This is a genomic window from Agromyces sp. LHK192, from assembly GCF_004006235.1.
GTDB lineage: Bacteria > Actinomycetota > Actinomycetes > Actinomycetales > Microbacteriaceae > Agromyces.
Genome location: NZ_CP034753.1, coordinates 1,349,092 through 1,363,696, shown reverse-complemented (window position 1 = coordinate 1,363,696; position 14,605 = coordinate 1,349,092). Strand labels below are relative to the sequence as shown.

Below are 14,605 nucleotides of genomic sequence, written 5' to 3'. Positions count from 1 at the left end.
CGGGGGCGAGCGTGTCCGAGCTCGGTCTGCGCTCGACCTCGGTCAGCGCTCGCTCGTCTCAGGCGAGCGAGCGCTCGAGGTGCACGGCGATCTCGTCGACGTCGAAGTAGTTCGCGACCACGATGATCTCGCAGTAGCTGCGGCCGAGCGCGGTGCGCACCGCGGAGGCGAGCTCGGTCGAGGTGAGCACGATCTGTGCGTCTGCGGCGGCGGTCGCGACACCGTCGAGCCCGCTGGCGACCACGTCGGCGTCGAGTCCGAGCCGGGCGAGGGCACGCTCGGCGTTGACCTGGAGGATGGCGGACGTGCCGATGCCGAGGCCGCAGACCGCCACGATCCTCACGGGCGCGCCCCCGAATCGACGCCCAGGACCTCGCGCACGGCCTCGGGCCCGGATGCCGCGGCGATGCGCTCGAGGGCCTCGGGATCGTTGAACACGTTCGCGAGGAACGCGACGCTCGCCACGTGCTCCTCGGCGTTCGACACCGCGAGCCCGAGCACGACGCGCACGGGGTCGTTGTGCGGGTGACCGAACGCGACCGGAGTCTCCAGCGTGACGACCGCGATGCCGTCGTGACGCACGTCGGGCCCGGGTCGCGCGTGCGCGAGGGCGAGCCCGGGCGCGATCACCACGTAGGCGCCGAACTCCTCGATGACGCCGACCATGCGATCGGCGTAGCCGGTGGTGGTCGCACCCGACCGTGCCAGTGCGCGCCCGGCGAGCCGCACCGCGGCGCGCCAGTCGGCCGCAGCGGCACCGAGGGTGACGGCCGAGTCCGGCAGCGGAGGAGCAGGCATGTGGGGGTTCCGTTCGATGGGTGCAGACGGCGGGTGACCGTCAGGCGGAGGTGAGGCGAGGCGAGGCGAGGCGAGGCGCTCAGGCCTCGTCGAAGCCGTCCTCGATGAGTTCGGCGAGCTCCTCGCGATCGTCCAACGGAAGGAACGCCGCCCCCGCCGCGTTCAGCTGGAACACCTCGAGGTCGTCGAGGTCGTAGCCGAAGGCGTCGGCGAGGAGCCAGAGCTCCCGCGTGAGCGACGTGGACGACTGCAGGCGGTTGTCGGTGTTCACCGTCACCCGGAACCCGAGCTGGTACAGCAGGTCGAAGGGGTGGTCGACGAGCTCTTCGCCCCAGGCCGCGATCGCACCCGTCTGCAGGTTCGACGACGGGCTCGTCTCCAGGGCGATCTCGCGGTCGCGGACCCACTGGGCGACCGGGCCGAGCGACACGTAGGTGTTCTCGTCGTCCTGCCGCTCGATCACGAGGTCCTCGGCGAGGCGGACGCCATGACCGAGCCGAAGGGCGCGACCGTCGACGAGCGCGGACCGGATCGATTCGAGGCCGTCGGCCTCGCCCGCGTGCACGGTCACGGGCAGGAACTTGCCGGCGAGATAGTCGAACGCGGTCCGGTGGCGGCTCGCCGGGAAGCCCGCCTCCGCGCCGGCGATGTCGAACCCGACCACGCCCCGCTCACGGTGACGGACGGCGAGCTCCGCGATCTCGAGCCCGCGGTCGGCGTGACGCATCGCGGTGACGAGCTGGCCGACCCGGATGCGACGGCCCTGGTGCCGCACGTCGTCGATTCCCTGGTCGATGCCCTCCTGCACCGCCTCGACCGTCTCGTCGAGCGACAGCCCGCGGGTGAGGTGCTGCTCGGGCGCCCAGCGCACCTCGCCGTAGACGACGCCGTCGGCGGCGAGGTCCTGGACGAACTCGCGGGCGACGCGAACGAGTCCCTCGCGCGTCTGCATGACCGAAGTCGTGAGGTCGAACGTCTTGAGGTACTCGACCAGGGAGCCCGAGTCGGACTTCTCGGCGAACCACTCCGCAAGTCCGTCGGCGTCGGTCGAGGGCAGGTCGAGGCCGATCTCGTCGCCGAGTTCGATCAGGGTCCGGGGTCGGAGTCCCCCGTCGAGGTGATCGTGGAGCGACACCTTGGGCAGCGCCCCGATGTCGGCTCCGTCGCCCTCGAGCCGGTACTGCTGCGTCGCGTTCGTGTCCACGAGTCCACGATACCGGCGGGCACTCCGCGAAGTCTCGGTGATTTCCGAGCGTGCAGGGGACGTCCGGACGTGCGCGGACGACGCCGATGCGCTACCGCCCGATTCGCTCCGCGACGAGCGGGCCGCCGTCTTCGACGGCATCGCCCGGGTCGCCGATGCGCCAGGCGCCCTCGACGGCCTCCAGCGCGCGCGCGAACCGTGCGGGATCGTCGGCGTGCAGCGTGAACAGCGGTTGCCCCGCCCGCACCCGGTCGCCGGGCTTCGCGTGCAGGTCGATGCCGGCCGCGTGGTGCACGGGATCCTCCTTGCGCGCGCGCCCGGCACCGAGCCGCCACGCGCCGATGCCGAACGGCAGCGCCTCCTGCGCGACGAGCACCCCGTCTCGGTCGGCGGTCACGACGTGCTGCTCGCGTGCAACGGGGAGCGGGGCGTCCGGATCGCCGCCCTGCGCACGGACGGTGGCGCGCCAGACGTCCATCGCCCGGCCGTCGTCGAGCGCGGCTTCGACGTCGGCATCGGGCTGCCCGGCGAGCGCGAGCATCTCGCGCGCGAGCGCGAGGGTGAGCTCGCGGACGTCGGCGGGCCCGCCGCCGGCGAGCACCTCGACCGACTCTCGGACCTCGTTCGCGTTGCCGATCGTGAGCCCGAGCGGGACGTTCATGTTGGTGAGCAGGGCGCTCGTGGCCACCCCGGCGTCCTCGCCGAGCTCCACCATCGTCGTGGCGAGCTCGCGCGAGCGCTCGATGTCCTGGAGGAACGCGCCCGAGCCGAACTTCACGTCGAGCACGAGCGCGCCGGTTCCCTCGGCGATCTTCTTCGACATGATCGACGAGGCGATCAGCGGGATCGCCTCGACCGTGCCCGTGATGTCGCGGAGCGCGTACAGCTTCTTGTCGGCCGGGGCGAGCCCGGCTCCGGCCGCGCAGATGACGCCGCCCTGGTCGCGCAGCTGCGCGAACATCTCCTCGTTGGTGAGGTCGGCGCGCCACCCCGGAATGGACTCGAGCTTGTCGAGCGTGCCGCCCGTGTGGCCGAGGCCGCGGCCCGACAGCTGCGGAACCGCGACGCCGAAGACGGCGACGAGCGGCATGAGCGGCAGTGTGATCTTGTCGCCGACGCCGCCGGTGGAGTGCTTGTCGGCGGTCGGCTTGCCGAGCCCCGAGAAGTCCATGCGCTCGCCCGAGGCGATCATCGCCATGGTGAGGTCGCGGATCTCGCGTCGGCCCATGCCGTTCAGGAAGATCGCCATCGTCATCGCCGACATCTGCTCGTCGGCGACGTACCCGCGGGTGTAGGCGTCGACGAGCCAGTCGATCTCCGCGGTCGAGAGCGCCCGCCCGTCGCGCTTCGCGCGGATCAGGTCGACCGCGTCGAAAGCCTCGACGCCGGCGCCTCCGGCGTGCGCCGCGCTCATGAGCGACCTCCCTCGAACTCGGCCAGCTGGCGCGGTCCGAACGCGTCGGGCAGGACCTCGTCGATGGTCTTCAGGCCGGAGACGGTGTCGAGCACCATGCCCTCGGCGGAGTGCTCGTACAGGAGTTGGCGGCACCGGCCGCACGGCATGAGCGTGTTGCCGTGCCCGTCGACGCAGGCGAACGCCACGAGCCGCCCGCCGCCCGACATCGTGAGCGCCGACACGAGCGAGCACTCGGCGCACAGGGTCAGGCCGTACGAGGCGTTCTCGACGTTGCAGCCGGACACGATGCGGCCATCGTCGACGATCGCCGCCGCGCCCACGGGGAACTGCGAGTACGGCACGTACGCCTTGGCCATCGCGTCGCGCGCCACCTGGCGCAGGTGTTCCCAGTCGATCGCTGCCGATTCGGTCATGGTGCTCCCCCGTCTCGGGTCAGGTGCCGGATGCCCCGGCCGGGCTCGGCGCGCGTGCGCACGCCGTTCAGGACTTGATGTACGGCTTGCCGGCTGCGGCGGGCCCGCGGACCTTTCCGACGAGACCGGCCACGGCGAAGATCGTGACGACGTACGGCAGCATCAACATGAACTCGCTCGGCACCGGCGAGCCGATCACGCCGAGCGTGTTCTGCAGGTTCGAGGCGAAGCCGAACAGCAGGGCCGCGAGGGTCGCCTTGATCGGATCCCACTGGCCGAAGATCACGGCGGCGAGGGCGATGAAGCCCGCGCCCGCGGTCATCTCCTTGTTGAACGCGCCGACCGAGCCGAGCGTGAAGAACGCGCCGCCGAGGCCCGCGATCGCGCCGGCGAGCGACACGTTCCAGAAGCGCGTGCCGGTCACGTTGATGCCGACCGTGTCTGCGGCCTGCGGGTGTTCGCCGACCGCGCGGAGCCGCAGTCCCCACTTGGTGTGGAAGAGCCCGATGTAGACGGCCGCCACCGCGATGTACATGAGGTACACGATGATCGTCTGCCGGAAGAAGGTCGGGCCGATGATCGGGATCTCGCTGAGGAGCGGGATCGCGATGCGCTCGAAGCGCGGCGGCGAGTTCAGCGCCTGCGCGTTGGGGGCGAGCACCTGCGAGAACAGGAAGCTCGTGAGCCCGACGACCAGCACGTTGAGCACGACACCGACGATCACCTGGTCGACGAAGTACTTGATGGCGAACGCGGCGAGCACGAACGACACGAGCACGCCCGCGACGCCCGCGGCGAGCAGGCCGAGCAGCGGCTGCCCGGTCGCCGTCGCGACGATCGCGGAGGTGAACGCGCCGGCGAGCAACTGGCCCTCGATCGCGATGTTGATGACGCCGACGCGCTCCGAGATGACACCCGACAGCGATCCGAAGATGAGCGGCACGGAGAGGCTCAGGGCGCCGGCGAACAGGCCGGCGAGCGGGATCACGTGGGTCGAGGCACCGGCCGCGGCCCAGGTGAGGAAGCCGAGCAGGAACACGACGGCGTAGACCGCCATGAGCCAGATCGGCACCCGCCGTCGGGCCCGCACGTACAGCGCGCTGACGACGGTGATCGCGAGCAGGATGACCAGGCACGTCCAGGTCGTCACGGTCGCGTCGAGCACGACCTCCGGCAGTTGCAGGGCATCGCCGGCGGCCGAGATGCGGAAGACGGCCTCGCCCTGGTGCGGCGCCAGCAGGAACAGCAGCGCGGTCAGCACCGTGATGATCGCGAACGCGATCGGGGCCTTCCAGCTGACGACGATGGTCTGCTCGAGCGCCGGCTCGGCCGGGGCGGTCGCGTGGTGCTGGGGCGCGACGGTCACTTCGCCACCTCCTTCGTCACGATCGGTCGAGGTCGCTTGGGCTGGCTGCCGGGAGCGGGGAGACGGAAGATGGCCCGCACGAGGGGCGGAGCCGCGATGAACAGCACGATGAGCGACTGCACGACGAGCACGATGTCGATCGGCACGCCCTCGGCGGCCTGCATCGAGAATCCGCCGGCCTTGAACGCGCCGAACAGGATGCCCGCGGCCAGGACGCCCCACGGCGTGGAACGCCCGAGCAGCGCGACCGTGATCGCATCGAATCCGATGCCTGCATCGATGCCGCTCGAGAATCCGGTGGTGACGGTGCCGAGCACCTGGCTGACGCCGGCGAGCCCGACGAGCCCGCCGGAGATGAGCATCGCGTAGACGTACATCGACTTGACGTTGATGCCGGCGACGCGCGCCGCGTTGGGGTTCTCCCCGACGGCGCGGAACTGGAAGCCCAGGGCCGACCGGTCGAGGATCCACCACACGAGCACGACCGCGGCGATCGAGAGCACGAACCCGAAGTGCAGGTTGAACTGCGGGCCGAGCAGGTCCGGGAAGATCGCGGTGTCCTTCATCGCCGGGGTCTTCGGGTTGTTCGAGCCGGGCGCCTGGAGCAGGCCCGGGGTCCGGAGCATCCAGGTCACGAGGTACAGCGCGACGTAGTTGAGCATGATCGTGACGATCACCTCGTGCGCGCCGGTCCTGGCCTTCAGGAGGCCCGCGATGCCGCCCCACAGCGCGCCGGCGATGAGGCCGGCCAGCAGCGCGACCAGCGTGTGGAGGTAGATCGGCAGGTCGAACGAGAACGCCACCCAGCCGGCCGCGGAGGCGGCCATGAGCATCTGCCCGCGACCGCCGATGTTGAACATGCCCACGCGGAACGCGAGCGCGACGCCGAGGCCGGCCGCGATGAGCGGCGTCGCGAAGGTCAGCGTCTCGGTGAGGGGTCGGATGCCGCTGATGAAGTCCGGTCGGCGGAAGTTGTAGATCGACCCCTGGAAGAAGGCGGAGTAGGCACCGCCGACCGACTCCCAGATCGCGATGAACGTGTCGCCGGGACGGGCGAAGAAGTAGGCGGATGCCTCCTGCACGCGCTCGTCGGTGAACGCGATCATGATCGCGCCGACCAGCAGGGCCAGGAGGACCGCGAGGACCGAGATGATCGCGTTGCCGGTGGCGATCTCGCGGAGCGCACGGTGCCAGCGCGAGGGCTCCTCGGCCGGCTCGGGCTCGGCGCGCCTCGGCTCCTCCGGCGCGACCTGCTCCCCGGTCTCGAGTGCGACGTCGGCGTCGGTCGGGCTCGGTTCGTTCGGACCGTTCGGGGTCTGCGCGCTCATGCGGCGGCTCCTTCGGACTCGGGGGTCTCGCCCGCCATCATGAGGCCGAGCACGTCGCGTGAGGTGTCACCGGGCACGATGCCGACGACCTTGCCGCGATACATCACCATGATGCGGTCTGCCAGCGCGGTGACCTCGTCGAGCTCGGTCGAGACGACGATGACCGGGACGCCGGCGTCGCGGGTCTCGACGATGCGCTTGTGGATGAACTCGATCGAGCCGACGTCGACGCCGCGTGTGGGCTGGGCCGCGACGAACAGCCGCAGGTCGCGGCTGAGCTCGCGGGCGAGCACGACCTTCTGCTGGTTGCCGCCCGACAGCCGGCCGACCTTGGTCTCGATCGACGGTGTGCGCACGTCGAACTCGGCGACCTTCTCGCGGGCGAAGTCGGACAGCCTCGAGAGCTGCAGGTTGCCGGCCTTCACGAACGGCGCGCCGTCGGCTCGGTCGAGCATGAGGTTCTCGGCGATCGTGAACTCGCCGACGAGGCCGTCCTCCTTGCGGTCCTCGGGGACGAACCCGACGCCGGCGTTGAGGATCCGCCGTGGGCTCGCCCCGCCGAGGTCTTCGCCGTCGAGGACGATCGAGCCCTGCACGCGGTCCTGCAGGCCCAGCAGTGCTTCGGTGAGCTCCGTCTGCCCGTTGCCCTGGACCCCCGCGACCGCGAGGATCTCGCCGCGGCGGACCTCGAACGACACGTCGTTCACGACGAGCTGGCCGATCGGGTCGATGACCGTGAGCCCGTCGACCACGAGCGCGGCGTCGCCGAGGGTCGGTGGTTCCTTCTGCACCGTCAGCTCGACGGCCCGGCCGACCATGAGCGACGCGAGCTCGGCGTTCGTCGCCGTCGGCTCCGCTTCGCCGACGACCTTGCCGAGCCGGATGACGGTGATGCGGTCCGCGACCTCGCGGACCTCGCGCAGCTTGTGCGTGATGAAGACGATCGACGTGCCGCTCTCCTTCAGCTGGCGCATGATCGCCATGAGCTCGTCGGTCTCCTGGGGCGTGAGCACCGCGGTGGGCTCGTCGAACACGAGCACCCGCGCGTCGCGCGAGAGGGCCTTGATGATCTCGACCCGCTGCTGCACGCCGACCGGCAGGTCGTCGACGAGCGCGTCGGGGTCGACGTCGAACCCGAAGCGGTCGGAGATCTCCTTCACACGGGCTCGCGCGGCGGCGAGGTCGAGTCGGCCGCCGAACCGCGTCTCCTCGTGTCCGAGCATCACGTTCTCGGCCACCGTGAACACGGGGATGAGCATGAAGTGCTGGTGGACCATTCCGATGCCGGCGCGCATCGCGTCACCGGGACCTGCGAATTGCTGCACCCGGTCGTCGAGCAGGATCTCGCCGCCGTCGGCCTGGTAGAGCCCGTACAGCACGTTCATGAGCGTCGACTTGCCGGCCCCGTTCTCGCCGAGCAGGCAGTGGATCTCGCCGGCCTCCACGGTGAGGTCGATGTGGTCGTTCGCCACGAGTGTCCCGAACGTCTTCGTGATGCCCCGAAGCTCGAGTTTCATGTCACCGATCCTAGTGATGGGGTGTTCGCCGCAGCAGTGGTTGCGCGGATGTCGTGGGCCGCCGAGCGCCTGTGCTCAGATGTTGCGGGCCGTGCGCATCCGCGTGGGACGACGACGGGGAGACCGGCCGAAGCCGACCTCCCCGCCGCAGGTCCCGGGCCTTACTCGGCCAGGTAGGACTCCACCGTGATGTCGCCCGCGATGATCATGTCGCGCAGCTCCTGCACCTTGGCGTCGAGCTCGGACGGCACCTTCTCGGCCCAGTCGTGGTAGTCGGCGAGGCCGACGCCCTCGTTCTCGAGCGTGCCGACGAACGGCGTCACGTCGAACTCGCCGTTTCCGGCCTGGACGATGGCCTCGTGCACGCCGACGTCGATGCCCTTGAGGATCGAGGTGAGCAGCAGGTCGGCGACCTCGGGGTCGGTCTCGAACACGTCGGCGTCGACGCCGAGGAGGGCGATCTCACGGCCGGAGTCGCGGATCGCGACCGCCGCCGACTGGTAGATCGGGCCGCCGACGGGCAGCAGCACGTCGACGTTCTGGTCGATGAGGCCCTGGGCGACCTGGCGGGCGCCGTCGTTCGCCTCGAAGCCGCCGGTGAACGAGCCGTCCTGAGCGGCGCGGTCCCAGCCGACCACCTTGACGGCGGTGCCGTTCTCCTCGTTGTAGTAGTCGACGCCCTGGGCGAAGCCGTCCATGAAGATCGAGACGGTCGGGATGTTCATGCCGCCGAAGGTGCCGACGACGCCGGTCTTCGAGACGCCGGCCGACAGGTAGCCCGCGAGGAACGCGGCCTGGGCGGTGTCGAAGATGATCGGCTTGATGTTCTCGGCGTCGGTGGTGCCGTCGAAGTCGGTGTCGACCGTGTCGTCGATCGAGATGTACTCGATGTCGGGGTTCGCGGTCGCCGACTCGAGCGCGGCAGGGGCGAGCAGGAAGCCGACCGTGACGATCGCGTTGCAGCCCTGGTCGACGAGCGAGGTCAGGTTCGCCGCGTAGTCGGTCTCGGCAGCGGACTCGACGAGGGTCGGCTCGACGCCGAGCTCCTCGGATGCGGCCTCGATGCCCTCGCGGCCCAGCTGGTTGAAGGACTTGTCGTCGAAGCCGCCGGCGTCCGAGACCATGCAGGGCAGGAAGTCGCTGGCGGCCTCGGTCGAGTCGCCACCCTCCTCGGGAGCGGAGGCGCAGCCCGCGAGCAGCGCGGCCGCACCGAACATCGCAAGGCCGCTGATCGCGGCCTTCTTCGTCGTGAACGTCACAGTGTCCTCCAAAGACGTACCCCGACGGTCGCGGGGTGGGTCCGGTTCACGTTACCGAATGTTGCGAGCGCCGCTCAGGGGGTGGGGGCCCGTGCAATCCAATGGTTATGAAGTAGCGACATTCTGCTCATATGAGCAGCGGCGTCCACCCCTGAACGGGGGTCAGCCGACGGCGGCCGAGCCGCCGGATGGGGCGCTCGGCGACTCCACCACGAGGTCGCCGGAGATGATCCGCTGCCGCAGCGCCTCGATCTCGGCGTCGAGCTCCGGCGGCACCAGGCCCGCCAGTTCGTGGTACGGCGCGATCTCCACTCCCCCGTTCTCGAGCGTGCCGATGAACGGCTCGTTCGTGAACGCGTCGTCGACGACGTCGCCCACGATCTCGACCATCGCCTGCTGCGTGTTCTTGAGCACGCTCGTCAGCAGCACGGGACGGTACTCGGCGGACAGGGTCTCGTAGCCGTCGCTGTCGACCCAGATCACCGAGACGCCTGCGCGCTCGACGGCCGCCGCCGTGGCGCCCTCGCCGACCTGGCCCGCGACCGGCAGGATGACGTCGGCGCCCTGGTCGATGAACCCCTCGGCGAGCACCTTGCCCTTGTTGACGTCCTCGAAGTCCCCCGTGAACGCGCCGTCCTGCGCCGCCTTGTCCCAGCCGAGCGCGCGCACCTGCGTGCCGTGCGCCTCGTTGTAGGCGGCCACGCCGTCGACGAAGCCGTCCATGAACAGCGTCACCGGAGGCTGGTTTCCGCCTCCGAACGTCGCCACGACACCGGTCTTCGAGACGCCTGCGGCCAGGTACCCGGCGAGGAACGCGGCCTGCGCCGTGTCGAACACCACGGGTTTCACGTTGTCGGCCTCGACGGTCTCGTCGACGATCGCGAACGCGATCTCGGGATGCTTCGACGCCTGGTCGGCGGTCGCCTCGGCGAGCTCCCATCCCACCGTGACGACGAGCCCGCACCCGGAGTCGACGGCCTGCTGCACGTTCGGGGCGAGATCCGTCTCGCCCGTGGAGACGAGCGCCTCGGCCTCGATGCCGAACTCGTCCTCGGCCTGCTGGAGCCCCTCCCAGCTCGACTGGTTGAAGGAGCGGTCCTCGAGACCGCCCGAGTTGGTCACCATCCGCGCGCAGACGTCGCCGCCGGATGCCTCGCCGCCCGCGTCGGGCGCCGCCTGGCAGCCGACCAGGGCGACGGATGCCGCTACCGCGACTCCTGCCGCGACGGCCCACCTGCTCCGATTCCGAGTCCGTCGAGGCATCCGATGCTCCTTCGATGTCGGTGCGGTCGTCCGCGGGCCGCGTCAGAGGACGTCGCTCGAACCGCCGAGGCGCAGCGCGTCGACGACGGACTTGACGCGCTGCGCATGCTCGCTCGTCGTCACGAGCAGCGCGTCGGGGGTGTCGACGACGACGATGTCGTGCACCCCGATGAGGCTGATGACCCGCTTGGCCCGGCTGACGACGATGCCGCTGGAGGCATCCGACAGCACGCGGGCGTTCTCGCCCAGGATGGCGAGCTCGCCTGACCGGCCTGCCGTGTTCAGCTTCGCGAGCGACGCGAAGTCGCCCACGTCATCCCACTGGAAGTGCCCGCGCACCACGGCGAGGCGTCCGGCTGCCGCAGCCGGCTCGGCCACGGCGTAGTCGATCGCGATCTTCTCGATCGTCGGCCAGATCCGGTCGACCGCGGGGCCGCGGGTCGCCGGGTCGTCCCACGCCTCGGCGAGTTCGACGAGCCCGGCGTGCAGGTCGGGCTTGTTCCGGGCGATCTCGGCGAGCAGCACGTCGGCGCGGGAGATGAACATGCCCGCGTTCCAGAGGTGGCGACCGCCGGCGAGATAGGACTTCGCGGTCTCGAGGTCGGGCTTCTCGACGAAGCTCGCGACGGTTTCGAGATGCTCGGTGCCGGGGACGTCGAGGGCGTCACCGCACTCGATGTACCCGAATCCGACGGCTGGCTCGGTCGGCGTGATGCCGATCGTCGCGATGTATCCGGCGTCTGCAGCGGTGATGGCCTCCTCGACGGCCTGTGCGAAGAACGCGTCACCCGAGATGACGTGGTCGGCCGCGAACGATCCGATGATGACGCCGGGCTGCCGCCGCTCGAGGATCGCGGCGGCGAGGCCGATGGCGGCCGTGGAGTCGCGGGGTTCGCTCTCGAGCACCACGTTCGCGTCCGCGAGGTCGGGCAGCTGCGCCTCGACCGCCGCCCGGTGCGCCCGACCGGTCACGACCATGATCCGCTGGTCGCCGGAGAGCGGGGCGAGACGGTCCCACGTGTCCTTGAGCAGCGTCTGGCCGGAACCCGTGAGATCGTGCAGGAACTTCGGAGCGTCCGCCCGCGAGAGCGGCCAGAGGCGCGATCCGACACCCCCCGCGGGGATGACACTGTAGAAACGATCGAGCGGTGCTTTGTGCATCAGGCCAGCGTATCCTCGACGCCGAACCACCGCATCGCATGCTCGCAAGTATCTCGACGTCGAGACAGTTAGGTTCGCCTCAGCGGCGGCGCGCCGGAGCGCCGAGTACACTCGTGGCGGGCCTTTCCGCCCCCGCGTCCATCCCGTCACCGGACGCATCACAGCCATGGAGGGTTGTTCATGCCAGACACGCAGGCAGGGACCCTGACCACCCCCAAGCCGGCGAAGCAGCGGCCGGGAGGCACGCTGTATCGCGGTCGCGAGGGCATGTGGTCATGGGTGCTCCACCGGATCACCGGCGTCGCCATCTTCTTCTTCCTCCTGGTGCACATCCTCGACACCGCGCTCGTCCGGGTGAGCCCCGAGGCGTACAACGCCGTCATGTCGACCTACCAGACCCCGATCATGGGCCTGGGCGAGGTCGCGCTCGTCGGCGCGATCGTGTTCCACGCCTTCAACGGCCTCCGCGTGATCCTCGTCGACTTCTGGACCTGGGCGACGCGCCACCAGAAGCTCCTCTTCTGGATCGTGATCGGCCTGTGGGTGGTCACCATGCTCGGGTTCGCCCCGCGCCACCTCGCCAACGTCTTCAGCCACGTCGCAGGCCACTAAGGAGCGCGCCATGTCCGTCATCGAAGCGCCCCGCTCGCCTGTCCGCCCCGCACCGAAGCGCGGCGTGAACCTCGAGAAGTGGGGCTGGATCTACATGCGCATCTCGGGCGTCGTGCTCGTGGTGCTCGTCTTCGGCCACCTCTTCGTCAACCTCATGGTGGGCGAGGGCGTGAACGCCATCAACTTCGGCTTCGTGGCCGGCAAGTGGGCCGACCCGTTCTGGCAATGGTGGGACGTGCTGATGCTGTGGCTCGCCCTGATCCACGGCGCCAACGGCATGCGCACCGTCGTGAACGACTACACCTCGCCCGGCACCGTGCAGAAGATCCTGAAGGGCGCGCTGCTCGCGGCCGTCGTTGTCCTGCTCGTGCTCGGCACGCTCGTCGTCTTCACCTTCGAGCCGTGCCCCGCCGGGTCGCCGGCCGACCTGCTGCCCTCGTTCTGCACCGCCTAGGAGACCAGTGACCAGCGAGAACCACGTCGAGACGCAGGTCGTCGACGGCGTCCACTACCACCAGTACGACATCGTCATCGTCGGCGCCGGCGGCGCGGGCATGCGCGCCGCGATCGAGGCCGGCCCCGGCGCGAAGACCGCCGTGATCTCCAAGCTCTACCCGACGCGCTCGCACACGGGCGCCGCGCAGGGCGGCATGGCCGCGGCCCTCGCGAACGTCGAGGAGGACAGCTGGGAGTGGCACACCTTCGACACCGTCAAGGGCGGCGACTACCTCGTCGACCAGGACGCGGCCGAGATCCTCGCGAAGGAGGCCATCGACGCGGTCATCGACCTCGAGAACATGGGCCTGCCGTTCAACCGCACCCCCGAGGGCAAGATCGACCAGCGGCGATTCGGCGGCCACACCCGCGACCACGGCAAGGCGCCGGTGCGCCGGGCCTGCTACGCGGCCGACCGCACCGGCCACATGATCCTGCAGACGCTGTTCCAGAACTGCGTGAAGCTCGGCATCGAGTTCTACAACGAGTACTACGCGCTCGACCTCGTGATGACCGAGGTCGACGGCGTCGAGCAGCCGTCGGGCGTCGTCGCCTACGAGCTCGCGACCGGTGAGCTGCACGTCTTCCAGGCCAAGGCCGTGATCTTCGCGACCGGCGGCTTCGGCAAGGTCTACAAGACCACCTCGAACGCGCACACGCTCACCGGGGACGGCGTCGGCATCATCTGGCGCAAGGGCCTGCCGCTCGAGGACATGGAGTTCTTCCAGTTCCACCCGACCGGCCTCGCGGGCCTCGGCATCCTCCTCACCGAGGGAGCGCGAGGCGAGGGCGCCATCCTGCGCAACGCCTCCGGAGAGCGGTTCATGGAGCGCTACGCCCCGACCATCAAGGACCTCGCACCCCGCGACATCGTCGCGCGGTGCATGGTCCAGGAGGTCGCCGAGGGTCGCGGCGCCGGGCCGCACAAGGACTACGTGCTGCTCGACTGCACGCACCTCGGCGCGGAGGTCCTCGAGACCAAGCTCCCCGACATCACCGAGTTCGCGCGCACCTACCTGGGCGTCGACCCGGTGTACGAGCCCGTCCCCGTGATGCCGACCGCCCACTACGCGATGGGCGGCATCCCGACCAACGTGAGCGCCGAGGTGCTCTCCGACAACACCACCGTCGTGCCCGGCCTCTACGCAGCCGGCGAGTGCGCGTGCGTCTCGGTGCACGGCTCGAACCGACTCGGCACGAACTCGCTGCTCGACATCAACGTCTTCGGCAAGCGCGCCGGCCGCAACGCGGTCGAGTACGTGAAGACGGTCGACTTCACGCCCCTGCCCGAGGACCCCGCCGCCTTCGTGCGCGGCATGCTCGACGAACTCCGCGAGTCGACCGGCACCGAGCGCATCGCCGCGATCCGCAAGGAACTGCAGGACGAGATGGACAAGGGCGCACAGGTGTTCCGCACCGACGAGTCGCTCGCCCACGTGGCATCCGTCATCGCCGGCCTCCGGGAGCGCTACAAGAACATCGCCGTGCAGGACAAGGGCAAGCGGTTCAACACCGACCTGCTCGAGGCCGTCGAACTGGGCTTCCTGCTCGACCTCGCCGAGGTGGTCGTGCACTCCGCACGCAACCGCGAGGAGAGCCGCGGCGGCCACATGCGCGACGACTTCCCCAACCGCGACGACGAGAAGTTCATGCAGCACACGATGGCCTACCTGTCGGGCGACGCGCACTCGTCGGACGCCGCCGACCACATCCGACTCGATTGGAAGCCGGTCACCGTGACGCGCTACCAGCCCATGGAGAGGAAGTACTGA

The 14,605-nt window shown here is 69.9% G+C and carries 14 protein-coding genes; 3 read left to right on the top strand and 11 right to left on the bottom strand.

Features of this window, described 5'->3' with window-relative positions:
• Positions 1-58: 58 nt before the first annotated feature.
• The 11 genes from ELQ40_RS06035 to ELQ40_RS05985 form a co-directional block, all read right to left on the bottom strand.
• Complete coding sequence (locus tag ELQ40_RS06035; RefSeq protein WP_127792872.1) at positions 59-343, bottom strand: PTS sugar transporter subunit IIB; 285 nt, start codon at positions 341-343, stop codon at positions 59-61.
• On the bottom strand, positions 340-798 hold the full coding sequence (locus tag ELQ40_RS06030) for a PTS sugar transporter subunit IIA (RefSeq protein WP_127792871.1): 459 nt from the start codon (positions 796-798) through the stop codon (positions 340-342). Before ELQ40_RS06030 ends, ELQ40_RS06035 begins: the two co-directional genes overlap by 4 nt.
• A gap of 79 nt (positions 799-877) precedes the next feature.
• The gene (locus ELQ40_RS06025) at positions 878-2,002 is read right to left on the bottom strand and encodes an adenosine deaminase (RefSeq protein WP_240665967.1); all 1,125 of its coding nucleotides are present in this window, start codon (positions 2,000-2,002) and stop codon (positions 878-880) included.
• A gap of 91 nt (positions 2,003-2,093) precedes the next feature.
• A complete protein-coding gene (locus ELQ40_RS06020) occupies positions 2,094-3,416 on the bottom strand; it encodes a thymidine phosphorylase (RefSeq protein ID WP_127792869.1) in 1,323 nt (440 codons plus the stop codon).
• Entirely contained in the window at positions 3,413-3,832 is a 420-nt protein-coding gene (locus ELQ40_RS06015; protein WP_127792868.1) for a cytidine deaminase, read from the bottom strand. Before ELQ40_RS06015 ends, ELQ40_RS06020 begins: the two co-directional genes overlap by 4 nt.
• 67 nt (positions 3,833-3,899) lie before the next feature.
• Positions 3,900-5,198, bottom strand: a complete 1,299-nt coding sequence (locus tag ELQ40_RS06010) for an ABC transporter permease (RefSeq protein WP_164863491.1) — start codon at positions 5,196-5,198, stop codon at positions 3,900-3,902.
• Positions 5,195-6,526, bottom strand: coding sequence for an ABC transporter permease (locus ELQ40_RS06005; protein ID WP_127792867.1), 1,332 nt, complete (start codon positions 6,524-6,526; stop codon positions 5,195-5,197). Before ELQ40_RS06005 ends, ELQ40_RS06010 begins: the two co-directional genes overlap by 4 nt.
• Positions 6,523-8,043 (bottom strand): ABC transporter ATP-binding protein, encoded by a 1,521-nt coding sequence (locus ELQ40_RS06000; RefSeq protein WP_127792866.1) that lies wholly within the window; start codon positions 8,041-8,043, stop codon positions 6,523-6,525. Before ELQ40_RS06000 ends, ELQ40_RS06005 begins: the two co-directional genes overlap by 4 nt.
• Positions 8,044-8,204: 161 nt before the next feature.
• A complete protein-coding gene (locus ELQ40_RS05995; protein ID WP_240665966.1) occupies positions 8,205-9,302 on the bottom strand; it encodes a BMP family protein in 1,098 nt (365 codons plus the stop codon).
• Between the two features lie 162 nt (positions 9,303-9,464).
• Positions 9,465-10,565, bottom strand: coding sequence for a BMP family protein (locus ELQ40_RS05990; protein ID WP_127792865.1), 1,101 nt, complete (start codon positions 10,563-10,565; stop codon positions 9,465-9,467).
• Positions 10,566-10,607: 42 nt separating this feature from the next.
• Complete coding sequence (locus tag ELQ40_RS05985) at positions 10,608-11,726, bottom strand: mannose-1-phosphate guanylyltransferase (RefSeq protein ID WP_127792864.1); 1,119 nt, start codon at positions 11,724-11,726, stop codon at positions 10,608-10,610.
• Between the two features lie 180 nt (positions 11,727-11,906).
• Here ELQ40_RS05985 and sdhC point away from each other — a divergent pair, with 180 nt between their 5' ends.
• The 3 genes from sdhC to sdhA are packed head-to-tail and all read left to right on the top strand — an operon-like array spanning position 11,907 to position 14,605.
• Positions 11,907-12,338, top strand: a complete 432-nt coding sequence (sdhC, locus tag ELQ40_RS05980) for a succinate dehydrogenase, cytochrome b556 subunit (protein ID WP_127792863.1) — start codon at positions 11,907-11,909, stop codon at positions 12,336-12,338.
• Positions 12,339-12,348: 10 nt separating this feature from the next.
• Positions 12,349-12,792, top strand: coding sequence for a succinate dehydrogenase hydrophobic membrane anchor subunit (locus ELQ40_RS05975; RefSeq protein ID WP_127792862.1), 444 nt, complete (start codon positions 12,349-12,351; stop codon positions 12,790-12,792).
• A 7-nt stretch (positions 12,793-12,799) separates the two neighbouring features.
• On the top strand, positions 12,800-14,605 hold the full coding sequence (sdhA, locus tag ELQ40_RS05970; protein ID WP_127792861.1) for a succinate dehydrogenase flavoprotein subunit: 1,806 nt from the start codon (positions 12,800-12,802) through the stop codon (positions 14,603-14,605).